This window comes from Achromobacter sp. EB05, from assembly GCF_044232075.1.
Taxonomy (GTDB): domain Bacteria; phylum Pseudomonadota; class Gammaproteobacteria; order Burkholderiales; family Burkholderiaceae_B; genus Achromobacter; species Achromobacter dolens.
On the sequence record NZ_CP155917.1, the window covers coordinates 3,287,351 to 3,310,695 of the forward strand.

17 protein-coding genes are annotated in these 23,345 nt (G+C 70.4%); 15 read left to right on the plus strand and 2 right to left on the minus strand.

Annotated elements, in window-relative coordinates; translation table 11 throughout:
• The first annotated feature begins 66 nt into the window (after positions 1-66).
• The 4 genes from AAID08_RS15065 to AAID08_RS15080 all read left to right on the plus strand — a co-directional run bounded on the left by AAID08_RS15065 (position 67) and on the right by AAID08_RS15080 (position 8,422).
• Positions 67-1,035: a LysR substrate-binding domain-containing protein gene (locus AAID08_RS15065; RefSeq protein ID WP_395756549.1), complete on the plus strand. Its 969-nt coding sequence runs from the start codon at positions 67-69 to the stop codon at positions 1,033-1,035.
• A gap of 67 nt (positions 1,036-1,102) precedes the next feature.
• Positions 1,103-2,275 (plus strand): efflux RND transporter periplasmic adaptor subunit, encoded by a 1,173-nt coding sequence (locus AAID08_RS15070; protein ID WP_175143824.1) that lies wholly within the window; start codon positions 1,103-1,105, stop codon positions 2,273-2,275.
• Between the two features lie 4 nt (positions 2,276-2,279).
• Complete coding sequence (locus AAID08_RS15075; protein ID WP_116791114.1) at positions 2,280-5,357, plus strand: multidrug efflux RND transporter permease subunit; 3,078 nt, start codon at positions 2,280-2,282, stop codon at positions 5,355-5,357.
• On the plus strand, positions 5,354-8,422 hold the full coding sequence (locus AAID08_RS15080; protein ID WP_395756550.1) for an efflux RND transporter permease subunit: 3,069 nt from the start codon (positions 5,354-5,356) through the stop codon (positions 8,420-8,422). The genes AAID08_RS15075 and AAID08_RS15080 overlap by 4 nt, the downstream gene beginning before the upstream one ends.
• Before the next feature lie 28 nt (positions 8,423-8,450).
• On the opposite strand, the gene AAID08_RS15085 is transcribed toward AAID08_RS15080, so the two are convergent.
• Positions 8,451-9,377 (minus strand): LysR family transcriptional regulator, encoded by a 927-nt coding sequence (locus tag AAID08_RS15085; RefSeq protein ID WP_054504267.1) that lies wholly within the window; start codon positions 9,375-9,377, stop codon positions 8,451-8,453.
• 112 nt (positions 9,378-9,489) lie between these two features.
• Between AAID08_RS15085 and AAID08_RS15090 the strand changes: the two genes are divergently transcribed.
• The 7 genes from AAID08_RS15090 (at position 9,490) to AAID08_RS15120 (ending at position 17,187) form a co-directional block, all read left to right on the plus strand.
• Complete coding sequence (locus tag AAID08_RS15090) at positions 9,490-10,911, plus strand: M20 family metallopeptidase (RefSeq protein ID WP_395756551.1); 1,422 nt, start codon at positions 9,490-9,492, stop codon at positions 10,909-10,911.
• A gap of 12 nt (positions 10,912-10,923) precedes the next feature.
• Positions 10,924-11,916 carry a Bug family tripartite tricarboxylate transporter substrate binding protein gene (locus AAID08_RS15095; protein ID WP_395756552.1) on the plus strand — a complete coding sequence of 331 codons (993 nt, stop codon included), beginning with the start codon at positions 10,924-10,926 and terminating at the stop codon, positions 11,914-11,916.
• Positions 11,917-12,082: 166 nt separating this feature from the next.
• Positions 12,083-13,696: a PepSY domain-containing protein gene (locus AAID08_RS15100; RefSeq protein ID WP_175167987.1), complete on the plus strand. Its 1,614-nt coding sequence runs from the start codon at positions 12,083-12,085 to the stop codon at positions 13,694-13,696.
• The gene (locus AAID08_RS15105) at positions 13,693-14,043 is read left to right on the plus strand and encodes a DUF3325 domain-containing protein (protein ID WP_064525435.1); all 351 of its coding nucleotides are present in this window, start codon (positions 13,693-13,695) and stop codon (positions 14,041-14,043) included. Before AAID08_RS15100 ends, AAID08_RS15105 begins: the two co-directional genes overlap by 4 nt.
• 139 nt (positions 14,044-14,182) lie before the next feature.
• Positions 14,183-16,183, plus strand: a complete 2,001-nt coding sequence (locus tag AAID08_RS15110; protein WP_395756553.1) for a ribonucleoside triphosphate reductase — start codon at positions 14,183-14,185, stop codon at positions 16,181-16,183.
• Positions 16,184-16,247: 64 nt separating this feature from the next.
• The gene (nrdD, locus tag AAID08_RS15115) at positions 16,248-16,430 is read left to right on the plus strand and encodes an anaerobic ribonucleoside-triphosphate reductase (RefSeq protein WP_049074065.1); all 183 of its coding nucleotides are present in this window, start codon (positions 16,248-16,250) and stop codon (positions 16,428-16,430) included.
• Positions 16,396-17,187, plus strand: a complete 792-nt coding sequence (locus tag AAID08_RS15120; RefSeq protein ID WP_269872561.1) for an anaerobic ribonucleoside-triphosphate reductase activating protein — start codon at positions 16,396-16,398, stop codon at positions 17,185-17,187. Before nrdD ends, AAID08_RS15120 begins: the two co-directional genes overlap by 35 nt.
• Here AAID08_RS15120 and AAID08_RS15125 read toward each other — a convergent pair.
• On the minus strand, positions 17,178-18,608 hold the full coding sequence (locus tag AAID08_RS15125) for a PLP-dependent aminotransferase family protein (protein ID WP_395756554.1): 1,431 nt from the start codon (positions 18,606-18,608) through the stop codon (positions 17,178-17,180). The genes AAID08_RS15120 and AAID08_RS15125 overlap by 10 nt on opposite strands.
• A 141-nt stretch (positions 18,609-18,749) precedes the next feature.
• Here AAID08_RS15125 and AAID08_RS15130 point away from each other — a divergent pair, with 141 nt between their 5' ends.
• The 4 genes from AAID08_RS15130 (at position 18,750) to AAID08_RS15145 (ending at position 23,332) form a co-directional block, all read left to right on the plus strand.
• A complete protein-coding gene (locus AAID08_RS15130; RefSeq protein ID WP_054438049.1) occupies positions 18,750-20,039 on the plus strand; it encodes a hydroxymethylglutaryl-CoA reductase, degradative in 1,290 nt (429 codons plus the stop codon).
• Between the two features lie 94 nt (positions 20,040-20,133).
• The gene (locus AAID08_RS15135) at positions 20,134-20,607 is read left to right on the plus strand and encodes a hypothetical protein (RefSeq protein ID WP_047990889.1); all 474 of its coding nucleotides are present in this window, start codon (positions 20,134-20,136) and stop codon (positions 20,605-20,607) included.
• A complete protein-coding gene (locus tag AAID08_RS15140; RefSeq protein WP_020927869.1) occupies positions 20,604-21,992 on the plus strand; it encodes a tripartite tricarboxylate transporter permease in 1,389 nt (462 codons plus the stop codon). Before AAID08_RS15135 ends, AAID08_RS15140 begins: the two co-directional genes overlap by 4 nt.
• Before the next feature lie 182 nt (positions 21,993-22,174).
• Entirely contained in the window at positions 22,175-23,332 is a 1,158-nt protein-coding gene (locus AAID08_RS15145; RefSeq protein ID WP_054504273.1) for a nitronate monooxygenase family protein, read from the plus strand.
• Positions 23,333-23,345 lie beyond the last annotated feature (13 nt).

Below are 23,345 nucleotides of genomic sequence, written 5' to 3' on the forward strand. Positions count from 1 at the left end.
GATTCCGCCGGATGTGAGAACTAGTATGGAAAAATGGGTTCCTTTCATATCGCAAACGGGATAATCATGGGTCAGGCCCTGGATCTGAACAGCGTTCGCGTCTACGCGGCGGTGGTGGACGAACAGAGCTTCGCGGGCGCGGCGCGGCGCCTGGCCATGCCGTCGTCGAACGTCAGCCGCCATGTCGCGGGACTGGAGCGGCGGCTGGGCTTGCGGCTGCTGGAACGCAGCACCCGCCATCTGCGCATGACCGAAGCCGGTCAGTTGCTGTACCAGCGGGCCAAGCCGTTGCTGGACAGCCTGGACGCCACGGAAGAGGAACTGGGCGCGGCCAGGCAGGAACTGCGCGGACCGCTGCACCTGTGCATGCCGGGCGAAGCGCCACGGTTGCTGGCGCCGATCCTGGCGGAGTTCTGCGATCGCCACCCCGGCATCGACCTGGCCTGCGACACCCGCCTCGATGGCATCGACGCGCTGCGCGAGGATGTCGATCTGTCGATCGTGTTCCATCGCGGCCGCCAGGACGACAGCAGCCTCATCACGCGCGAACTGGCGATATTGCCCAGCATCGTGGTTGCCTCGCCCGCGCTGCTGGCCCGCGTCGGCGTGCCGCGCCAGGCGCGCCAGCTCAAGGCGCTGCCCTGCATCACCACCCTGAGCGCGCTCAAGGGCATGCCCTGGCAATTCGTGGACGCGGCCGGAGACATCGTCAAGGTGCCGGTGCGCAGCCGCTACCGCGTCAACAGCGGCGAACTGGCGCTGATGGGCGCGCGCCAGGGCATCGGCTTCGCGATCCTGGCGGCCGCCTCATGCCAGGAGGACCTGGCCGCCGGCCGCCTGTGCGAAGTGCCGCTGGACCTGCAACCGGCCCCGCTGCAGTTGCTCGGGGTCTACAGCCACCGCCACTCGGTCAGCGCACGGGCCCGGGCGCTGCTTGAATTGATCCAGACGCGGCTGGCCGAGGCCGGCCTGGGCGCGCCGGCGGCAAACCGGCGCAAGGGAGGCCGCATCAAACCTGACGATAAGCTGATATAAAAACGCTAATAATTATTATTCAGCTAGAATCCGTACTGTCCCCAACTTATCCCCCGGCAGTACCGAGATGCCCTTGCCTTCTTCCGCGGGCCCCGCCGCGTTGCGCCAGCGGCTGGCGCTGGCCACCTTCCTGGCCGTGGCCGCGCTGGCCGGCTGGGCAATCTGGCGCTACGCCCTGCAAGGTCCGCCCGCCGCCGCCATTCCCGGTTACGCCCAGCAACCCGTGCCCGTCAGCATCGCCGCCGCGCGCCGCGGTCCGCTGCCACGCGACCTGCATGCGCTGGGCACCATCACGCCGCTGGCGCAGGTGGTGCTGCGCAGCCAGGTCGACGGCCAGTTGCAGCGCCTGCACTACACCGAAGGCCAGGCGGTCAGCCGCGGCCAACTGCTGGCCGAGATCGATCCGCGCCCCTACCAGGCGGCGCTGGCGGCCGCCGAAGGCGAGCTGGCGCGCGTCGAGGCGTTGCTCGGCAATGCCGAGATCGACCTGCGCCGCTACCGGCAACTGGCGCGCCAGGAAGCGGTGGCCGGGCAGCAACTGGACACCGCCGAGGCCCAGGCGCGCAGCTACGCCGCGCAGCGCCAGCGCCTGATGGCCGGCGTCGCCGACGCCCGCCGCCTGCTGGCACAGACCCGCATCCAGGCGCCGCACGACGGCCGCATCGGCTTTCGGCGCGTGGACGCCGGCAACCACGTGCGCGCCGCCGACGCCAATGGCCTGGCCACCCTGGTGCAGACGCGCCCGATCTCGGCGCTATTCTCGATTTCGGAGACCCATCTGGACCTGCTGCGCCAGGCCCAGGCGCAGGCCGGCGACGCCGCCCTGCAGGTGCAGGCCTGGGACGCCGACGAACGCCGCCTGATCGCGCTGGGCACCCTGCAGGCGCTGGACAACCAGATCCACGCCGCCAGCGGCACGGTCAAGCTGCGCGCCCTGTTCGAGAATGCCGACGAGGCGCTGTTCCCGAACCAGTTCGTCAATATCCGCCTGGCGCTGGCGCGGCAGGAAGAGGTGCTGTCGATTCCCACGGCGGCGGTGCAGTACGGCGCCGACGGCGCCTTTGTCTTCGTCATCGGCGACGACCAGCGCGCCACCCGGCGCGACCTGACGCTGGGCCGCGCCAATGCCGGCCGTGTCGAAGTCCGCTCCGGCCTGGCCGTGGCCGAACGCGTGGTGGTCGAAGGCGTGGACCGCCTGCACGACGGCCGCGAGGTGCGGATCGTGGAAACCCAGCCGTAACGCCATGAGCCTGTCACGCCCCTTCATCCTGCGCCCGGTCGCCACCTCGTTCCTGATGCTGGCGCTGCTGCTGTCGGGCATCCTTGCCTGGCGCCTGCTGCCGGTGGCGGCGCTGCCGCAGGTCGACTACCCCATCATCCAGGTCACCACGCCCTACCCCGGCGCCAGCCCCGACGTCACCGCGCGCGCGGTCACCGCGCCGCTGGAGCGCCGCTTCGGGCAGATCCCGGGCCTCAAGCAGATGTCGTCCTCCAGCGGCAGCGGCATCTCGGTGATCACGCTGCAGTTCTCGCTCGACGTCTCTTTGGGCGTGGCCGAACAGGAGGTGCAGGCCGCCATCAGCGCCAGCGGCTCGCTGCTGCCGTCCGACCTGCCGACGCCGCCGGTGTACCGCAAGGTCAACCCGGCCGACGTGCCGATCCTGACGCTGGCGGTGACCTCGGATTCGCTGCCGCTGCCGCAGGTCTACGACCTGGTCGACACGCGCATGACGCAACGCCTGGCGCAGTTGTCGGGCGTAGGCATGGTCAGCCTGGCCGGCGGCCAGCGGCCCGCGGTGCGGGTGCAGGCCAACCCCATGGCGCTGGCCGCGCGCGGCCTGCGGCTGTCCGACGTGCAGGAAGCCATCGCCAAGGCCAACTCCAACCAGCCCAAGGGCAGCTTCGACGGCCCGGTACGCTCGGTCATCATGGACGCCAACGACCAGTTGCAGAGCGCGCAGGAATACCGCGACCTGATCGTGGCCTGGCGCAACGGCGCGCCGGTGCGGCTGGGCGACGTCGCCACGGTCGAGGACGGCGCCGAGAACCGCTACCTGGCCGCCTGGGTCGATCGCCAGCCGGCGGTGCTGGTGAACATCCAACGCCAGCCGGGCGCCAACGTCATCGCCGTGGCCGACCAGGTCAAGGCGCTGCTGCCGCAACTGACCGCCAGCCTGCCGGCGGCGGCGCAGGTGCGGGTGCTGACCGACCGCACCGAAAGCATCCGCGCCTCCGTGCGCGGCGTGCAATGGGAGCTGGCCTTCGCCGTCGGGCTGGTGGTGCTGGTGACCTTCCTGTTCCTGCGCAACCTGCCGGCCACGCTGATCCCGAGCCTGGCGGTGCCGCTGTCCCTGATCGGCACGTTTGGCGTGATGCACCTGGCGGGCTTCTCCACCAACAATCTCACGCTGATGGCGCTGACCATCGGCGCCGGCTTCGTGGTCGACGACGCCATCGTCATGCTGGAGAACATCGCCCGCTACCGCGAACAGGGCCACAGCCCGATGGCGGCCGCGCTCAAGGGCGCCGGACAGATCGGCTTCACCCTGGTGTCGCTGACGCTGTCGCTGATCGCCGTGCTGATCCCGCTGCTGTTCATGGAAGACGTGGTCGGCCGGCTGTTCCGCGAATTCGCCATCACGCTGGCGGTGGCCATCCTGATCTCGCTGGCGGTGTCGCTGACGCTGACGCCCATGATGTGCGCGCGCCTGCTGCCGCCGCACGCCGAGCGCCCGCCCGGCCTGCTCGACCACCTGCAGGCGCGCTATGCCGGCTGGCTCGACATCACGCTGCGCCACCAGCGCCTGACGCTGCTGGCGATGCTGGCCACCGTCGCGCTGACCGGGCTGCTGTACCTGGCGGTGCCCAAGGGGTTCTTCCCGGCGCAGGACGGCGGCGCGCTGCAAGGCGTGACCCAGTCGGCGCAAAGCACCTCGTTCGAGGCCATGTCGCGGCGCCAGCAGGCGCTGGCGCAAAGCCTGCTGGAAGACCCCGACGTCGCCAGCCTGTCGTCCTTCATCGGCATCGACGGCATGAACGCCACCCTCAACACCGGCCGCCTGCTGGTCAACCTCAAGCCCTGGAGCGAGCGCGGCGCGCCGCTGGCCGACATCATGGCGCGGCTGGACGCCCGCGCCCGCCAGGTGCAGGGCATCTCGCTGTACCTGCAACCCGTGCAGGAATTGAACATCGAGGATCGCGTCAGCCGCGGCCAATACCAGTTCACCCTGACCTCGCCCGACAGCGCGCTGCTGGCGCGCTGGAGCCACGCCCTGACCCAGCGCCTGGCCGCCGCGCCGCAACTGGCCGACATCTCGTCGGACCTGCAGGGCGATGGCCGCCAGGCCTACCTGGAGGTCTCGCGCGACGCCGCCGCGCGCCTGGGCCTGACCATGGACGACGTGGCCCAGGCGCTCTACAGCGCCTTTGGCCAGCGCCAGGTCGCCACCCTGTTCACGCAGTCCAACCAGTACCGCGTGGTGCTGGAGGTGGACCGGCGCCTGGCCGCCAGCCCCGAAGCGCTGGAACGCATCCACCTGCGCACGGCGGACGGCCAGCCGATTCCGCTATCGGCGCTGGCCACGGTCAGCGAGCGCGCCGTGCCGCTGGCGGTCAACCACCTGTCGCAGTTCCCCGCCGTGAATTTCTCGTTCAACCTGCCGGCCGGCGGTTCACTGGGCGCGGCCATCGCCGCCATCGAAGCGGCGCGCCAGGACATCGCCATGCCCGCGAGCGTCGAATTGCGCCTGCAGGGCGCGGCGTCCGCGTTCCAGGCCTCGCTGTCCAACACCCTGTGGCTGATGCTGGCCGCCGTGGTCACCATGTATCTGGTGCTGGGCATGCTGTATGAAAGCGCGATCCACCCGGTCACCATCCTCTCGACCCTGCCGTCGGCCACGGTGGGCGCGCTGCTGGCGCTGCTGCTGACCGGCCGGCCGCTGGACCTGATCGCAGTGATCGGCATCATCCTGCTGATCGGGCTGGTCAAGAAGAACGGCATCATGATGGTCGACTTCGCGCTGGAAGCCGAACGCAGCCGCGGCCTGGCGCCGCGCGAGGCGATCCGCGAAGCCGCGCTGCTGCGGCTGCGGCCGATCCTGATGACCACGCTGGCGGCGCTGTTCGGCGCCCTGCCGCTGATGCTGGCCACCGGCTCGGGCGCCGAGCTGCGCCAGCCGCTGGGCTGGGTGATGGTCGGCGGCCTGCTGGTCAGCCAGGTGCTGACGCTGTTCACCACGCCCGCCGTCTACCTGTTCTTCCACCGACTGGGCGCGGGCCGCCGCAAGGCCCTGCCCGCCCCCGCGGACCGGCCGGCGCCATGATCCGCGCGCTGCTGCACCGGCCCATCGCCTGCATCTTCCTGGCGCTGGCCCTGACGCTGCTGGGCGCGGTGGCCTGGCGCCTGCTGCCGGTGGCGCCGCTGCCGCAGGTCGACTTCCCCACCATCGAGGTGCGCGCCGAACTGCCCGGCGCCAGCCCCGAGAGCATGGCCAGCACCGTGGCCGCGCCGCTGGAACGCGCGCTGGGCGGCATCGCCGGCGTCAGCGCCATGAGCTCGTCCAGCAACCAGGGCGCCACCCGCGTGCTGTTGCAATTCGCGCTGGACCGCGACATCAACGCCGCCGCGCGCGACGTGCAGGCCGCCATCAACGCCGCCCGCTCCGAGCTGCCCTCGGGCATGCCGGGCAATCCCAGCTACCGCAAGGTCAATCCGTCGCAGGCGCCCATCATGGCGCTGGCGCTCAGCTCGCCCACCCGACCCGCCGGCCGGCTCTACGACCTGGGCGCCACGGTGCTGGCGCAGAAGCTCTCGCAGATCGTCGGCGTCGGCGAAGTGACGCTGGGCGGCAGCTCGCTGCCGGCGGTGCGAGTGCAGGTCAACCCCAATGCGCTGGCGCACTACGGCGTGGCGCTGGACGACCTGCGCCAGTCCATCGCCAACGCCGCCCCCATGGGTCCGCAGGGCCAACTGGACTCGGCCTCGCAGCGCTGGGAGGTCGGCACGCCCGGCCAGCCGCGCACGGCCGCCGACTACAACGGCCTGATCGTGCGCCACCAGGACGGCGCCGCCCTGCGGCTGGCCCAGGTGGCGCGGATCAGCGACTCGGTCGAGAACCGCTACAGCAGCGGTTTTCACAACCACAACCCGGCGGTGGTACTGACCGTCAGCCGCCAGCCGGGCGCCAACATCATCGAGACCATCGCCGCCATCAACCAGGCCCTGCCCGGCCTGCGCGCGCTGATGCCGGCCGACGTCGACCTGACCGTAGTGCTGGACCGCTCGCCCGGCATCCATGCCACGCTGCGCGAGGCCCACGTCACGCTGGGGCTGGCGGTGGGGCTGGTGATCCTGGTGGTGTGGCTGTTCCTGGGCAGCGCCCGCGCCGCCGCCATTCCCAGCGTGGCGATTCCGGTCTGCCTGATCGCCACCTTCGCCGTCATGTACCTGTGGGGCTTCTCGCTCAACAACCTGTCGCTGATGGCGCTGATCGTGGCCGCGGGCCTGGTGGTGGACGACGCCATCGTGGTGCTGGAAAACATCTCGCGCCACCTCGAGCGCGGCCTGGGTCCGCGCCAGGCGGCCCTGCGCGGCGTGCGCGAGGTCGGCTTCACCCTGGTGGCGATGACGCTGGCGCTGTCGGTGGGGTTCGTGTCGATCCTGTTCATGGGCGGGCTGGTGGAGCGGCTGTTCCGCGAGTTCTCGATCACGCTGGTGGCCGCCATCCTGATCTCGCTGGTGGTGTCGGTCGCCATCATTCCCAGCCTGTGCGCGCGCTGGCTGCGGCCGCCGGCCGCGACCCAAACGCGGCCCTCGCGGCTGCGCGCGGTGTTCGCCCGCATCCACCAATGGTATGGCGCGTCGCTGGCGCGGGTGCTGGGCCACGCCCGCCTGACCCTGCTGCTGCTGGCCGCGGTGGTGGCGCTGAACGCCTATCTGTACGTGCAGGCGCCCAAGGGCTTCCTGCCGCAGCAGGACACCGGCCAGTTGATGGGGTTCGTGCGCGGCGACGACGGCTTCTCGTTCCAGGTGATGCAGCCCAAGATCGACGTCTATCGCCAACTGGTGCTCAGGCATCCGGCCGTGCAGGACGTGATCGGCTACAACGGCGGCAGCCTGGGCATCAGCAATTCGCTGTTCCTGATCCGCCTGAAGCCGGTTGCCGAGCGGCGCGAATCCTCGGCCCAGGTGATCGACTGGCTGCGCGCCAACGCCCCGCCGGTGCCGGGCGGCATGTTCTTCCTGAACGTCGACCAGGACCTGCGCATGCCGGGCGGCTTCGGCAATTCCGGCGACCACGAGCTGGCCATCATGGCCAGCGACGTGCCGGCGCTGCGGCAATGGTCGCGCAGGATCTCGCGCGCGATGCGCGACATTCCCGAGCTACGCGACGTCGACGCGGTGGGCGACGCCGCCACCCAGCAGGTGGTCATCAACATCGACCGCGCCGCCGCCCGGCGCCTGGGCGTGGACATGCGCACCGTCGCCAGCGTGCTCGGTAACTCCTTCAGCCAGCGCCAGGTGGCGACGCTGTACGACCCGATGAACCAATACCGCGTGGTGCTGGAGCTGGACCCGCGCTACACCGAGGACCCCGAGGTGCTGGAACGGGTGCAGGTGGTGGCGGCCGACGGCAGCCGCGTGCCGCTGTCGGCCTTCGCCACCTACGAACACGGCCTGGTCAATGACCGCGTGTTCCACGACGGCCTGTTTGCCGCCGTCGGCGTCGGCTTCTCGCTGGCCGAGGGCGTCTCGCTGCAGCAGGGCCTGGCCGCCATCGACGCCGCCATGGCGCGGCTGATGGTGCCGGCCCACATCCAGACGCGGCTGGGCGGCGACGCCCGCAGCTTCCAGCAGAGCCTGCAGGACCAGCCCTGGCTGATCCTGGGCGTGCTGGTGGCGATCTACCTGGTGCTGGGCATCCTGTACGAAAGCCCGCTGCATCCGCTGACCATCCTGTCGACCCTGCCCTCGGCCGGCGTCGGCGCGCTGCTGGCGCTGCGGCTGGCCGATATCGAGTTCAGCCTGATCGCGCTGCTCGGCCTGTTCCTGCTGGTGGGGGTGGTGATGAAGAACGCCATCCTGATGATCGACTTCGCGCTCGGCCTGGAGCGGCGCGAGGGCCTGACGCCGGAACAGGCCATCCATCGCGCCGCCATGCTGCGCCTGCGGCCCATCGTCATGACCAACCTGGCCGGCCTGCTGGGCGCGCTGCCGCTGGTGCTGGGCATGGGCGAAGGCTCGGAACTGCGCCGGCCGCTGGGGGTGACCATCGTCGGCGGGCTGATGATCAGCCAGTTCCTGACGCTGTACACCACGCCGATCGTGTACCTGGCGCTGGAGCGGCTGCGCTTGAAGGTGGCGGGCTGGCGCGCGCGCCGCGCCTGATCCGCCCGTCCACACCGCGCCCGACGCCTCAGCCCGCGCCCCGTTCCACTTCCGGGGCGCGCGGCGCCACGCTCAGGCGTTCGGCCAGCAGCGCCAGGAAGGCCCGCGCCAGCGGCGGCAGGGTGGCGCCGCGCAAGGTCACGACCTGGATGCTGCGCTGGCGCATTTCGGGATTGCTGAACGGCACCGCCACCAGGCCGGCGCTGTCGAGCAGGCCGATCACTGTCAGGTAGCCCGTCAACGCCACGATCTGGCTGCCCGGCAGCATCGGCAGGAAGGCCGCCGAATGGTTGGACACATAGGCCGGCTCGATGTGCACGCCGGCATTGGCGCAGGCCGTGTCGAACAGGTCGCGCACCGTGGTGCCCGGATCGCCCAGCGACAGCGGCGCCTGCGCCAGGTCGCGCACGCCGACGCTGCGGCGCGCGGCCAGCGGATGGCGACGGCACATGATGGCGTAGACCGGCGCGCGGCACAGCAGCTCGGTCTTGAGGCGCTCGTCGGGCGCCACCGTGTAGCGCAGCGCCAACTGCGACAGGCCCTCCAGGATCAGCCGGTTGACCTCCTCCGGCCGCTCCACCAGCAGATGGAAGCGCGCCTCGGGATGCAGGCGCTTGAAATCGGCCATGCACTGCGGCAGGAAGCGGTGCGCGAAGCCCTCGGTACAGGCCAGCCGCACCGTCACGTCGCCCTGCGCGCTGCGCTGGCGGATGGCGGTGGTGACGCGCTCGGCCTCCAGCGCGGCGGCGTTGGCGTAGGCGGCCAACTGGCGCCCTGCCTCGCTCAAGGCCATGCCACGCGCCTGGCGTTCGAACAGCGCAATGCCAAGCTCTTCCTCCAGCTTGGCGATCTGGCGGCTCACGGCCGAAGCCGCCACATGCTGCGCGGCCGCCGCGCCGGCGATCGAGCCGCAGCGCGCCACCTCCAGGAAATACCGCAATCCCAGCGAAATCATGGTGCTCCCCCAATCATTGCCTTAATGGCAACGATCAAATGCGAATTATCTAATTGTGGCATGTCCATAAGCGTAATAACTTTGTGCCTCCGCCGCTTCCCCCGAGACCGCAGTGACCCGCGAACAAGCCCTAGCCCACGCCACCGGCGCCTATGACGATGGCACCTTGCAGGCCGACCTGGCCCGCCGCGTCGCCTTCCAGACCGAAAGCGAGGAACCGAGCCAGGCCCCTGACCAGCACGCCTACCTGAGCGACGAGCTCGCACCGGGCCTGGAACAACTCGGCTTTGCCTGTCGCGTCCATCCCAACCCGGCCGGGGTCGATCTGCCGATCCTGGTGGCGCGGCGCATCGAGTCCACGGCGCTGCCCACCGTGCTGCTGTACGGCCACGGCGACGTGGTGCGCGGCAACGCGGCCAAATGGGACGCCGGCCGCGATCCCTGGCGCCTGCGGGTCGAGGGCGACCGCTGGTACGGCCGCGGCACCGCCGACAACAAGGGCCAGCACACCATCAACCTGGCGGCGCTGCGCGAAGTCCTGCGGGCGCGCGACGGCAAGCTGGGATTCAACGCCACCTGGCTGATCGAGACCGGCGAGGAAGCCGGCTCGCCGGGCCTGGCGGCGTTCTGCGAGGCGCAGCGCGAGACTCTCGCCGCCGACGTCTTCATCGCCAGCGACGGCCCGCGCCTGGCCGCTGCCCGCCCCACGCTGTTCATGGGCTCGCGCGGCGCGGTCAACTTCGAACTGTCGCTGCGCGCCCGCGAGCGCGGCTATCACTCGGGCAACTGGGGCGGCCTGCTGGCCAACCCCGCCATCATCCTGTCGCACGCCATCGCCACGCTGGTGGACGCGCGCGGCCGCATCCAGGTGCCGGGCCTGCGCCCGCCCCCCATCCCGGCCGCGGTGGCCGCGGCGCTGGCCGACCTGGAGGTCGGCGGCGGTCCCGACGATCCCGCGATCGACAACTGGGGCGAACCGGGGCTGTCGCCCGCGGAGCAGGTGTTCGGCTGGAACAGCCTGGACGTGCTGACCTTCGGCGCCGGCGATCCGGCCAAGCCGGTCAATGCCATTCCGCCGGCCGCCTCGGCCTGGTGCCAGTTGCGCTTCGTGGTCGGCACCGACTGGAAGGCGCTGGAACGCCACGTGCGCGCCCACCTCGATGAGGCCGGCTTCGGCGACGTGCAGGTGCGCGTCGGCATGCAGGCCGGCGCCACCCGGCTGTCGCCTGACAACCCGTGGGCGCGCTGGGCCGCCGCCTCGATCGAGCGCAGCACGGGCCTGCGGCCGGCGCTGCTGCCCAACCTGGGCGGCTCGCTGCCCAACGACATCTTCGCCGACCTGCTCGGCCTGCCCACGCTGTGGGTGCCGCATTCCTACCCCGCCTGCGCCCAGCACGCCCCCAACGAACATCTGCTGGGCAGCGTGGCGCGCGAGGGCCTGGCCATCATGGCCGGCCTGTTCTGGGACCTGGGCGACCAGGGCGCCGCGTTGCGCCAGGCCGCCCGCAACCCCGTTACCATTGCCCAACCCTGACCGGACCCGACCATGATCGCCAGAATCCGCGCCGCCGCGCTGGCCTGCCTTTCGGCCCTTGCCCTCCAAGCCGCCGTGGGCGCGCCCGCCGCCCACGCCGCCTATCCCGAACAGGCCATCAAGCTGGTGGTGCCGTTCACGCCCGGCGGCGCCACCGACGCGGTGGCCCGCCTGCTGGCCAACCGCCTGTCGGGCAAGCTGGGCCAGGCCGTGATCGTCGAGAACCGGCCCGGCGCGTCAACCGTCATCGGCGCCAACGCCGTGGCGCAGGCGCAGCCCGACGGCTACACGTTGATGCTGTCGGGCAGCACCACCTACACCGTGCTGCCGGCGCTCAAGCGCGACCTGCCGTACGATCCGCGCCGCAGCTTCGAGCACATCGCCATCGTGGCCCTGGCGCCGGTGGTGCTGCTGGCGCAGAACAGCGTGCCGGCCAAGACCGCGCAACAGGCCGCCGAGCTGGCGCGCGACAAGACCGCCGGCGGCGGCCTGATGTATGGCACCTTCGGCCCGGGATCGGCGCCGCACCTGGTGGGCGAAATGTTCGCCGAGGCCGCCGGCGCCAAAATGACGCCGGTGCCCTACAAGGGCAGCGCGCAGTTCATCACCGCCCTGATCGGCGGCGAGATCGCGCTGGGCGTGGACACGGTGTCGTCGGCCGCGCCGCAGGTCAAGGCCGGCAAGGTGCGCGCGCTGGCCGTCACCGGCGAACACCGCGTGCCACAACTGCCGGACGTGCCGACCTTCATCGAAAGCGGCCTGCCGGGCGTGTCGATGGTGGGCTGGTACGGCCTGGTGGCGCCGGCCCGCACGCCGCAGCCCGTGCTGGACACGCTGAACCGCGCGGTGGCCGGGATCATGGCCGATCCGCAGGTGCAACGCGCCGTCACGGATCTGGCGCTGGAACCGGTCTACCTGGACGGCGCGGCCTTCACGGCGCGCATGCAGCAAGAGTTGCAGACCTTCGGCGAAGTGGGCCGGCGCGCCAACATCAAACTGGATTGAGGCCGGCGGGCGCCCCGCGTTGCGCCGCGGGGCCAGCGCGTAGGGATTTCGTCCTACTCTGGCCCCATTTCGACTAGAATCAGAACCATTCTCAATAAAGGACGCCGGTCCGCGGCCGCGTCGAAAAATAACGAGGCGCGTTCTGAAATCCACTTTCCGTCTTTCCATGGCCTGGCTCCACACCTGGGTCGGCCTGTGGTTTTCCTGGCTGCTGTTCGCCGCCTTCCTGACCGGCACCCTGGCGGTATTCGCCGAACCCATCACTCATTGGATGACGCCCGAGCATCACGCGGCCGAGGCCGAGGCGGCGGCGCGCGAGCCCGTCAAGGTGGATCGCGCGCGCCGGCTCGACCTGGCGGTGCGGTACATGGCGCGGCATCACCCCGGCGCCGGCATGTGGGAGATCTGGCCGGTGGACCGCTTTCACGACAACGGCCTGGTGGCGTACTGGTTGGACCAGAACGGCGAATACGCCGACGCCGAACTCGATCCCGAGACCGGCCAGGAACTGCCAGAGCAAGCGCACCACGCGGCCGGCCGCGCCACGCTCGGCGGCAGTCACTTCGTCGACTTCCACTACAACCTGCATGCCCAGCCGCTGGGCGTCTGGATCGTGGCCTTCGCGGCCATGGCGATGCTGGTGGCGATGATCTCGGGCGTGGTGACGCACAAGCGCATCTTCAAGGACTTCTTCACCTTCCGCGCGAAAAAAGGCCAGCGCTCGTGGCTGGACGCGCACAACGCCACGGCGGTGCTGACGCTGCCGTTCCAGTTCATGATCGCCTACACCGGCATCGTGATCTCGGCCCTGACGCTGATGCCCGCGCCGATCACGGCGGCCTATGGCGGCGGCGCCGAGGCCGCGCGCCAGTACCTGGCCGAACTCTCCCGCGAAGACCGGCCGACGCCGACCGGCGCCGCGCTGGCGGTGCCGCCGCTGGAACCGCTGGTGGCCCGCGCCGAACAACTGATCGGGCAGACCGCCCGCGCCGTCGTCATCAACAACCCCGAAGACGGCTCGATGCGGATCGCGGTCTATGGCTGGAACGAGGCCGCCGACCAGCAGGTCCTCATCAGCACCACCACCGGCATGGCCGAATTCTCCGCCGCCAGCGGCGAACTGCTGCGCGTGCGCGCGCCCGGCGGCGTCGAAGGCGGCGCCGCGCCGCTCACGCGCCAGGTGATGGCCGACCTGCACATGGTCAAGTTCGGCGGCCTGGCCATGAAATGGCTGTATTTCCTGTGCGGCCTGGCCGGCGCCGCGATGATGGGCACGGGCGCGGTGCTGTTCATGGTCAAGCGCCGCAACAAGATGGGCAACGAGTTCGGCGCCGCCACCGCGCGCGTCTACCGCCTGATCGAAGGCCTGAACGTGGCCGCGCTGGCCGGCCTGGCGATCGCCTGCGTCGCCTACCTGTGGGCCAACCGCCTGCTGCCGGTGGCGCTGCCGCAGCGCGCCGGCTGGGAGCTGCGCGCTTTCTTCATCGTCTGGGCGCTGACGCTGGCCCACGCCTGGCTGTGCGCGCCGCGGCGCGCGTGGATCGGACAATTGGCCACGCTGTCGGCGCTGTGCCTGCTGCTGCCGCTGCTGTCGCTGGCGACGATCGGCGACCATCCGCTGGCGCAGATCGCGCGTGGCGACTGGGAAAGCGCCGGCGTCGAACTGACGGCCGTGGCCACCGGCCTGGCGGCCGGCTGGGCCGCGCTACGATTGCGCAAGAAACCGTTGTCGGCGCCGCCGCCGCGCAACGCCCGCCCGCCCCAGGAAGCCACGGCATGAATCTGAACGACGCATACGGCATCGCCATGGCGCTGCTGCTGACCTATTCCGGCATGGCCTGCCTGAGCCTGGCGATGCCGCGCCACTATGACCAGGTCTGGGGCCGCGATCCGTCCGCCGGCCATTCGCGCGTGCTGCGCGGCGCCGGCATCCTGCTGTTGCTGCTGGCGCTGCTGCCCTGCGTCGGCCTGTGGGGCAACACCGTAGGCGTGGTGGCCTGGCTCGGCTGGCTGTCGGCCGGCGCCCTGCTGTGGGTCGGCATGCTGTCGTGGTCGCCGCGCCCGGCGATGCGCACCGCGGCGCTGGCGGTGGTCATCTCGATCGCGGGGGTCGGCTTCGGCTTCTAGGGCCGCATTGCGCCCGCCCCGGCCCGGCCGGGGCCGTTTGACCGGCATCAAGCCGGCCTGACAAACGCCTCGGCGACCCGGTCTTTGACACCATAGGTGGTGGTAGAGTTTTTCCACCCCACAACATATGGTGTCAGTGATGCAACTCCAACACATCCTCAAGCGCGACGGCCGGGTCGTCGCATTCGACCGCGCCAAGATCGCGGCGGCCATCGCCGCCGCCGGCCGCGGCACCGGAGAACTGGACGCCGACGTGGCCCAGGCGCTGACCGGCGCGGTGATCGAGGCGCTGGCCGCCGAGGGCAACGTCTGCCCCGGCGTGGAGACCATCCAGAACCAGGTCGAGGAAACGCTGGTCAAGGCCGGCTACTGGCGCACCGCCCGCGCCTACATCGTCTACCGCGAACAGCACGCCCGCCTGCGCGCGCTGCGCCACACCCTGGTGGACGTGGAAAGCGCCATGGAGGAATACCTGGAACAGCGCGACTGGCGCGTCAACGCCAACGCCAACCAGGGCTACAGCCTGGGCGGGCTGATCCTGAACGTGGCCGGCAAGGTCACCGCCAACTACTGGCTGTCCAACGTCTTCACGCCCGAGGCCGGCCAGGCCCACCGCGACGGCGACATCCACATCCACGACCTGGACATGCTCAGCGGCTATTGCGCCGGCTGGTCGCTGCGCCAGTTGCTGACCGAGGGCTTCAACGGCATCCCCGGCAAGATCGAGGCCACGCCGCCGCGCCACATGTCGGCGGCCATCGGCCAGATCGTCAACTTCCTGGGCACGCTGCAGAACGAATGGGCCGGCGCGCAGGCCTTCAGCTCGTTCGACACCTACATGGCGCCCTTCATCCGGCGCGACGCGATGACCTACGCCGAGGTCAAGCAAAGCATGCAGGAGCTGATCTACAACCTGAACGTGCCGAGCCGCTGGGGCACGCAGACGCCGTTCACCAACCTGACCTTCGACTGGACCTGCCCGGCCGACCTGCGCGAACAGATCCCCTACGTCGGCGGCGAGGAAATGCCGTTCGCCTATGGCGACCTGCAGGCCGAGATGGACATGATCAATCGCGCCTACATCGAGGTGATGATGGCCGGCGACGCCAAGGGGCGCGTGTTCACCTTCCCGATTCCCACCTACAACATCACGCCCGATTTCGACTGGGACCACCCCAACACCGAGCGCCTGTTCGAGATGACCGCGCGCTACGGCCTGCCGTACTTCCAGAACTTCCTCAATTCCGATCTGGAGCCGCACATGGTGCGCTCCATGTGCTGCCGCCTGCAACTGGACCTGCGCGAGCTGCTCAAGCGCGGCAACGGCCTGTTCGGCTCGGCCGAGCAGACCGGCTCGGTGGGCGTGGTGACGATCAATTGCGCCCGCCTGGGCCATACCTGCCGCGGCGACGAGGCGGCGCTGATGGCGCGCCTGGACCACCTGCTGGGCCTCGGGCGCGACGTGCTGGAGACCAAGCGCAAGGTGGTGCAGCGCTATATCGACCAGGGCCTGTATCCGTACACCCGGCGCTACCTCGGCACGCTGCGCAACCACTTCAGCACGCTTGGCGTGAACGGCATCAACGAGATGATCCGCAACTTCAGCGACGACGCCGACGACGTCACCACGCCGGCCGGCCACGCGCTGGCGGTGCGGCTGCTGGACCGGGTGCGGGCGCGCATGACCGAGTTCCAGGAAGAGACCGGCCACCTCTACAACCTGGAGGCCACGCCGGCCGAAGGCACCACCTACCGCTTCGCCCGCGAGGATCGCAAGCGCTATCCCGGCATCCTGCAGGCCGGCACCGAGGCCCAGCCCTACTACACCAACTCCAGCCAGTTGCCGGTGGGCCACACCGACGATCCGTTCGAGGCGCTGGCGCTGCAGGAAGCGCTGCAGGGCAAGTACACCGGCGGCACCGTGCTGCACCTGTACATGAACGAGGCCGTGTCGTCGGCCAGCGCCTGCAAGGAACTGGTGCGGCGCGCGTTGTCGAATTTCCGGCTGCCGTACATCACCGTCACGCCGACGTTCTCGATCTGCCCGAACCACGGCTATCTGGCCGGGCACCACGAGTTCTGCCCCAAGTGCGACGCCGAATTGCTGGCCAGGCAGGCGTCTTGCTGCGCGCCGGCCTGACCGCGCCGTCCATCGCTTTTTACCCCCGGGCGATCCGCGCCCGGCCCTTTCCCCAGGAGCCATCATGCAAACCGTGATCACCCCGCAAGCCATCGCCCCGCAGGCCGCGCATCTGGACGACAGCCAGCGCGTGCGCTGCGAAGTCTGGACCCGCGTCATGGGCTATCACCGCCCCGTGTCTTCCTTCAACACCGGCAAACAAGGCGAATTCAATGAACGCCGCTTCTTCGTCGAACAACGTGCCTGAAGCGGCCGGCGGCCGCAAGGCCGCCCCCGCCCGCCACCCGCCGCGCCTGGCCCACGCCGCGCCGCCCCGGCCGGCGGCCCAGCCGCTGCCGCGCCATTCGCCGGCGGTGGGCGGCCTGACGCCCTTCTCCACCGTGGACTGGCCGGGCACGCTTGCCGCCGTCGTCTTCATCGCCGGCTGTCCCTGGCGCTGCCACTACTGCCACAACCCCGAATTGCAGACACGCAACGCGCGCTACGACTGGCGCGATGTGCGCGCCTTCCTGGACAACCGCCAGGGCCTGCTCGACGCGGTGGTGTTCTCGGGCGGCGAACCGCTCAGCGAGCCGCGCCTGCCGTCGATGATCCGCGAGGCGCGGCGCATGGGATACCGCATCGGCCTGCACACCGCCGGCATCTATCCGCTGCGCCTGGCCGACGTGCTGCGCCACCTGGACTGGGTCGGCCTGGACATCAAGGCCGACGCGCAGGGCTATGACGACATCACGGGCCGGCGTGACTCGCACCGCCCCGCGCAGGCCTGCCTGACGCAGTTGCTGACGGCGGGCGTGGATTTCGAATGCCGCATCACCTGGCATCCCGACTGGCTCGACGAGACCCGGCTGCTGAGCCTGGCGCGCGAACTGGCGCGGCGCGGCGTCAAGCGCTTCGCGGTGCAGGGCGCGCGCAATTGCCCCAGCACCCCGCCGGCGCGGCTGCTGGGCGCGCAGGCGCAGGCCCTGCTGCGCGGCTGGTTCGAGGAATTCAGCTACCGCTGAGCGCCGCCGCGCCCCAGGCGCGCCGCCAGCGCGGCGTGAAAGCGCGGCGACGCCACCGCGCCCACATTGCAGCGCGACCAGGGCGAGGCCGCCGTCGGATCGACGCTGAACACGCGGCCCGGCGCCATGATGACCTTCTCCGGCATCAGGTCCTCGGCCAGCGCCAGCGAATTGTCGATGCCGGGAAACGCCGCCCACAGATAGAGCGAGCGGGTGGGCCGCGTGTAGACCGTCGCGCCCAGCGAATCGAGCACCCGCAGCGCGTCGCCGGTGGCCGCTTCCAGCCGCTGGCGCAGGCGCACCAGATGGCGTTCGTAGTGGCCGTCGCGCAGCATCACGTCGACCATGCGTTCGCAGTATTCCGAACTGCTGACGTGCACCAGCGCCTTCAGGTCCGCCAGATCGCTGGCCAGGCCCGCGCCGCAGGCGATGAAGCCGACCCGCAGCGCCGCCGAGAACGACTTCGAGAAACTGCCGATGTAGACCGTGCGTTCCAGTTGGTCCAGCGCCGACAGCCGCACCGCCGAGGTCGGCTTGAAGTCGGCCAGCGGATCGTTCTCGACCACGATCAGGTTGTGGCGCTCGGCCAGTTGCAGCAGCTTGTAGGCCTTGGCCGGCGAAATGTCGGAACCGGTGGGGTTGTGCGCCAGCGACTGCGTGAAAAAGAGGCGCGGCTTCTCGCGCTGCAGCAACGCCTCCAGCGCCGCCAGATCCGGGCCGTCCGACAGGCGCGGCACGCCCAGCATGCGCACGCCGGCCAGCTTGAGCTTGCCGAACAGCGGGTAGTAGCCCGGATCGTCCACCAGCGCCGCCGCGCCCGGCGGCAGGAAGTAGCGGATCACCAGGTCCATGGCCTCGTTGGCGCCGTGCGTCAGCACCAGTTGCGACGGCGCCGCGCTGATGCCGACGTCGCCCAGCTTGCGCACCAGGCTCTCACGCAGCGGCGCGTAGCCGAAGCGGCTGCCATAGCGGAACAACGTGCCCAGGCCGGTGCGCACCACCTTCTGGTGATAGCGGTCCATGCGCATGTCGGCCAGCCATTCCACCGGCGGGAAGCCGTCGCCGGCGGCGATGGCGTCGGGCTGCGTCTTGAGCTGCTCGCGCATCAGCCAGACGATGTCCATGGCGCGGCTCAACTGCCCCGGCTCTTCATCGGCGGCGCGCCGCGCCGGCCCGGTGTCGAGCACGTAGAAGCCCGAGCCGCGGCGCGGCTCCACCAGCCCGCGCGCCACCAGCATCTCGAACGCCACCACCACGGTGTTCTTGGCGTAGCGATGCAATTGCGCCAGCTCGCGCAGCGACGGCAATTTATCGCCCGGGCGGTAGACGCCATCGGCGATCTGGCGCCCGATCAGGCGCGCCAGGCTTTCGGCGATGGGCGCGGCGCGCGGGGCGCGGCCCAGGGAGTTGTCGGCGTCCACGGCGTGGTTTCCAGCGGGGAAAAGTCGAAAATTGGTGCAGTGCGATGGTACTGTTCGTCCAAACTGTACCTCTGAATGCCGGTACAGTTTACCTAGAATCCGGTCACCCAATTCCTAGATTTCCAGATGGAGACACATGCCATGGTGGCCGATTCACGCCTGCCCAACTTCCGCGCCCTCACCCCCGCCCAACGCCTCGCCGCCATCGCCGACGCGGCTGGCCTGACGCCCGAGGAGCGCCAGCAACTGGCCGAACCGGGCGCGCTCGGCCTGGACCGCGCCGACGGCATGATCGAGAACGTCATCGGCGCCTTCGAGCTGCCGCTGGGCGTGGCCGGCAACTTCCAGGTCAATGGCCGCGACGTGCTGGTGCCGATGGCGGTGGAAGAACCGTCGGTGGTGGCCGCGGCCTCGTTCATGGCCAAGCTGGCGCGCGAGAACGGCGGCTTCGAGACCTCCAGCACCCGGCCGCTGATGCGCGCCCAGGTGCAGGTGCTGGGCCTGAGCGATCCGCACGGCGCGCGCGTCGCCCTGCTGCGCGAGCGCGAGCGCATCGTCAAGCTGGCCAACAGCCGCGATCAAGTGCTGATCGGCCTGGGCGGAGGCTGCCAGGACATCGAGGCGCACGTGTTCGCCGACACGCCGCGCGGCCCGATGCTGGTGCTGCACCTGATCGTCGACGTGCGCGACGCCATGGGCGCCAACACCGTCAACACCATGGCCGAGGCCGTGGCGCCGCTGGTCGAGGAGATCACCGGCGGCACGGTGCGGCTGCGCATCCTGTCGAACCTGGCCGACCTGCGCCTGTCGCGGGCCCGCGTGCGCCTGACGCCGCAGACCCTCGACACCAAGGACCGCAGCGGCGCCGAGATCATCGAGGGCGTGCTGGACGCCTACGTGTTCGCCGCCACCGACCCGTACCGCGCCGCCACCCACAACAAGGGCATCATGAACGGCATCGACCCGGTCATCGTCGCCACCGGCAACGACTGGCGCGCGGTCGAGGCCGGCGCCCATGCCTACGCCTGCCGCGACGGCCGCTACACCTCGCTGACTCATTGGGAAAAGGACGCCAGCGGCGCCCTGGTCGGCACGCTGGAAATGCCGATGCCGGTGGGCCTGGTCGGCGGCGCCACCAAGACCCATCCGCTGGCGCGGCTGGCGCTCAAGATCATGGCGGTGCGCTCGGCCCAGGAGCTGGGCGAGATCGCCGTGGCCGTGGGCCTGGCGCAGAACCTGGGCGCGCTGCGGGCGCTGGCCACCGAAGGCATCCAGCGCGGCCACATGGCGCTGCACGCGCGCAACATCGCGCTGACCGTGGGCGCGGTGGGCGCCGAGGTCGACCAATTGGCCAAACGCATGGCCGAGGAAAAGGACGTGCGCGCCGACCGCGCGCTGGCGCTGCTGGAGGAACTGCGGAAACCGGCCTGACGGCGCGGCACGGCCGGCGCACGCACGCCGGCCGCACAAGAACAGAGGCGGCGCCGGGAACCTCCCGCGCCGCCCGTCCATCAAGGAGACAGACATGGAAAGAGACAGCAAGGCGTCCGCCGGACGCCTGGCCGAAGTATGGAACGACACGGTCGACCTGCGCCACCTGGCGTGGGCCATCGCCATCGGCATCGCCGTCAGCGTGGCGGGCTTCTACGCCGCCAGCGGCTGGCTGCGCGACAAGGTCGCCTCGCCCGAGCTGGCGCACGCCTACGCCATGCTGGCCGGCCTGGCCGGCTGCGTGCTGGCGGGCGTGATCTGCGCCCGCCTGTTCCCGCCCAAGCGCGAAGTGGTCGAGCACAGCGCCTCGCACGATCCGGCCTGGCGCGCCGAGGTGCTGGCCGAACTGGCCGCGCAACCGGGCGGCCTGGGCACGCTGGCGGACCTGCCGCCGGCGGTGGTCAAGGAACTGAAGGAACTGGACCTGTACGAGCTGTTCGCCGCGCCCGCCGCGGCGCCGGCGCCGCAGGCCCAACCGCGCAACGTGCGTGAAGAGGTGCCGGCATGAGCGATCCCGTGTTGCTTGAACAGATCATGGTGGCCGCCGGCATGGGCCTCCTGGGCGCGGTGGTGTTCGCCGCCATCGGCCTGGTGTCCGGCACCGACGAGACCACCACGCTGGCGCCGCTGACGCTGCTGGTGGTGCTGCTGGGCGTGCCGCCCGCCGGCGTCTTCACCTTCTTCCTGGCCGGCGCGGTGGCCAAGCACATGACCCACGCGGTGCCGACGGCGCTGCTGGGCATCCCCGGCGACACGCTCGCCACGCCGCTGCTGCAGGACGCCAACATGCTGCGCAAGCTGGGCGTGCCGCACATCGCGCTGCGCAAGATGGTGTCGGGCGCCATCGTCGCCGCCTTCGTGGCGGTGCCGCTGGCGGTGCTGTTCGCCGTGCTGCTGGCGCCGTTCGGCGGCGCCATCACCAAGTCGGCGCCGTGGATCTTCCTGGCCGCGGCGGTGCTGATCGCCTATTTCTCGGCCGGCCGCTGGGCGGCCGTGGCGCTGCTGGTGCCGTTCGTGGTGGTGATCGTGGCGCTGCAGAGCCTGACCGCCAAATACGGCGTCAAGCTCAGCATCAGCTACTTCCTGGGCATCGCCATCGGCCCGCTGATCGCCGACCTGTTCACCGTGATCGCGCCGCAGGGCCGCGCCAAAATGATGCGCGACAAGGTGCGCACGTTCTCGCTGGCGCCGGACGTCAAGGGCTGGTCGGGCTACTTTCCCAATCCGCTCAAGGTGATGGACCGCATCCAGACCCGCTGGACCCTGGCCACCGCCACCATCTCCAGCGCCACCTTCGTGTTCAGCCCGGTGGCGATGACGGTGGTGCTGGGCGAACTGGTGGGCTCGCGCGTCAAGCATGCCTATCACCGCCTGACCACGGTGCTGAGCGCGCGCAACGGCGTCACCGAGGCGACCTACATCGCCGAGGCCCTGATCCCGCTGATCGCTTTCGGCCTGCCGCTCAGCCCGGTGGCCGCCGGGCCGGCCGCGCCGCTGTTCAACGCGCCGCCGCGCTTCACGGTGGACGCGGCCAGCGGCCAAACGCACAACCTGCACAACCTGCTGAACCACTGGGAGTTCCTGGGCTACGGCATGCTGGCGGTGCTGCTGGCGGCGATCGTGTCGTATCCGTTCGCCATGAACTTCGCCCGCCGCGCCGCGCTGTTCGTGTCGCGCAAGGTCAGCCACGAGGCCATCATCGCCACCTTCGTCGGCCTGATCATCGTGATCAGCGTGTGGGAAGGCCAGTTCCTGGGCCTGCTGGTGATCCTGACCATGGGCCTGTTCGGCGGCCTGCTGTCGCGCCTGTTCGGCTTTAACACCGGCGTGCAGTTCATGGGCTACTACACCGCCGTGCTGACGGTGCCGGCGCTGGTCAAGCTGGTGGCGTAAGGCCACCATTGGCCAGGGGCGGAGCCCGCCGGCTCCGCCCCTTTTTTGTCTGCCCGGCCGGGCCACGCCCCTGCCGCGTTCCCTCTCCCCGCTTTCACCCGCCCGCTTGATCCCGCGCAAGGCGGCGCGTCATGCATTGCTCTAGCCTCGGAGCCACTGTTCCCAATAAAGGCTCCCATTTCATGACGTGGTTCAAATCCCTCACTCTCGCCGGACGCGAATTGCTGCCCATCGTCCAGGGCGGCATGGGCGTCGGCGTATCCGCCCATCGCCTGGCCGGCGCGGTCGCCAGCCAGAACGCGGTCGGCACCATCGCCAGTGTGGACTTGCGCCATCACCACCCCGATCTGATCGAGCAGACCGAGGACTGCCGCGACCGTGAACAGATCGACAGCGCCAACCGCGTCGCGCTGGACCGCGAAGTGCGCGCCGCGCTCGACACCGCGCAGGGGCGCGGCGTGGTGGCCGTCAACGTCATGAAGGCGGTGCGCGACCATCCCGCCCTGGTGCGCCAGGCCTGCGAAAGCGGCGCCCAGGCCATCGTCATGGGCGCCGGCCTGCCGCTGGACCTGCCCGACATGACCGCCGACTACCCCAAGGTGGCGCTGGTCCCCATCCTGTCGGAAGCGCGCGGCGTGGCCGCCGTACTGAAAAAGTGGATGAAGAAAGGCCGCATGGCCGACGCCGTGGTCATCGAACACCCCGGCTACGCCGGCGGCCACCTGGGCGCCGCGCGCCTGGACGACATCCACGACGAACGCTTCGACTTCAAGCGCGTGCTGGCCGAATGCCGCCAGTTGTTCCAGGACCTGCAACTGGGCCGCGACGCCCCGCGCCTGATCGTGGCCGGCGGCGTCGGCAGCCACGAGCAGGTGCGCCACTGGCTCGGCCACGGCGCCGACGGCGTGCAGGTGGGCACGGCTTTCGCCGTGACCGAAGAAGGCGACGCCCACGAGAACTTCAAGCGCGTGCTGATGGAAGCCGACCCCGACAAGCTGGCCGAATTCACCAGCGTGGCCGGCCTGCCGGCGCGCGCCGTGCCGACGCCGTGGCTGACGCGCTACCTGCGCCAGGAAAAGACCCTGCAGGAGAGCACCCGCTGCGACGCGCGCCGTTGCAGCCAGCGCATGGACTGCCTGACGCAGTGCGGCCTGCGCGACGGCATCGCGCGCTTCGGCCAGTTCTGCATCGACCTGAAGCTGGCCGCCGCCATGCGCGGCGAAGTCAGCCGCGGCCTGTTCTTCCGCGGCGCGTCGAAGCTGCCGTTCGGCGACGCCATGCGCAGCGTGCGCGAGCTGATGGACTACCTGCTCAACGGCAGGATGCCGACGGCGGCCTGACGGCACGCCAGCG

Bases quoted from the DNA above. Each gene is read 5' to 3' on its own strand.
- AAID08_RS15080 (WP_395756550.1), top strand. From the start codon at position 5,354: ATGATCCGCGCGCTGCTGCACCGGCCCATCGCCTGCATCTTCCTGGCG.
- AAID08_RS15075 (WP_116791114.1), top strand. From the start codon at position 2,280: ATGAGCCTGTCACGCCCCTTCATCCTGCGCCCGGTCGCCACCTCGTTC.
- AAID08_RS15110 (WP_395756553.1), top strand. From the start codon at position 14,183: ATGCAACTCCAACACATCCTCAAGCGCGACGGCCGGGTCGTCGCATTC.
- AAID08_RS15135 (WP_047990889.1), top strand. From the start codon at position 20,134: ATGGAAAGAGACAGCAAGGCGTCCGCCGGACGCCTGGCCGAAGTATGG.
- AAID08_RS15100 (WP_175167987.1), top strand. From the start codon at position 12,083: ATGGCCTGGCTCCACACCTGGGTCGGCCTGTGGTTTTCCTGGCTGCTG.
- AAID08_RS15070 (WP_175143824.1), top strand. From the start codon at position 1,103: ATGCCCTTGCCTTCTTCCGCGGGCCCCGCCGCGTTGCGCCAGCGGCTG.
- nrdD (WP_049074065.1), top strand. From the start codon at position 16,248: ATGCAAACCGTGATCACCCCGCAAGCCATCGCCCCGCAGGCCGCGCAT.
- AAID08_RS15105 (WP_064525435.1), top strand. From the start codon at position 13,693: ATGAATCTGAACGACGCATACGGCATCGCCATGGCGCTGCTGCTGACC.
- AAID08_RS15140 (WP_020927869.1), top strand. From the start codon at position 20,604: ATGAGCGATCCCGTGTTGCTTGAACAGATCATGGTGGCCGCCGGCATG.
- AAID08_RS15145 (WP_054504273.1), top strand. From the start codon at position 22,175: ATGACGTGGTTCAAATCCCTCACTCTCGCCGGACGCGAATTGCTGCCC.
- AAID08_RS15065 (WP_395756549.1), top strand. From the start codon at position 67: ATGGGTCAGGCCCTGGATCTGAACAGCGTTCGCGTCTACGCGGCGGTG.
- AAID08_RS15095 (WP_395756552.1), top strand. From the start codon at position 10,924: ATGATCGCCAGAATCCGCGCCGCCGCGCTGGCCTGCCTTTCGGCCCTT.
- AAID08_RS15120 (WP_269872561.1), top strand. From the start codon at position 16,396: ATGAACGCCGCTTCTTCGTCGAACAACGTGCCTGAAGCGGCCGGCGGC.
- AAID08_RS15085 (WP_054504267.1), bottom strand. From the start codon at position 9,377: ATGATTTCGCTGGGATTGCGGTATTTCCTGGAGGTGGCGCGCTGCGGC.
- AAID08_RS15130 (WP_054438049.1), top strand. From the start codon at position 18,750: ATGGTGGCCGATTCACGCCTGCCCAACTTCCGCGCCCTCACCCCCGCC.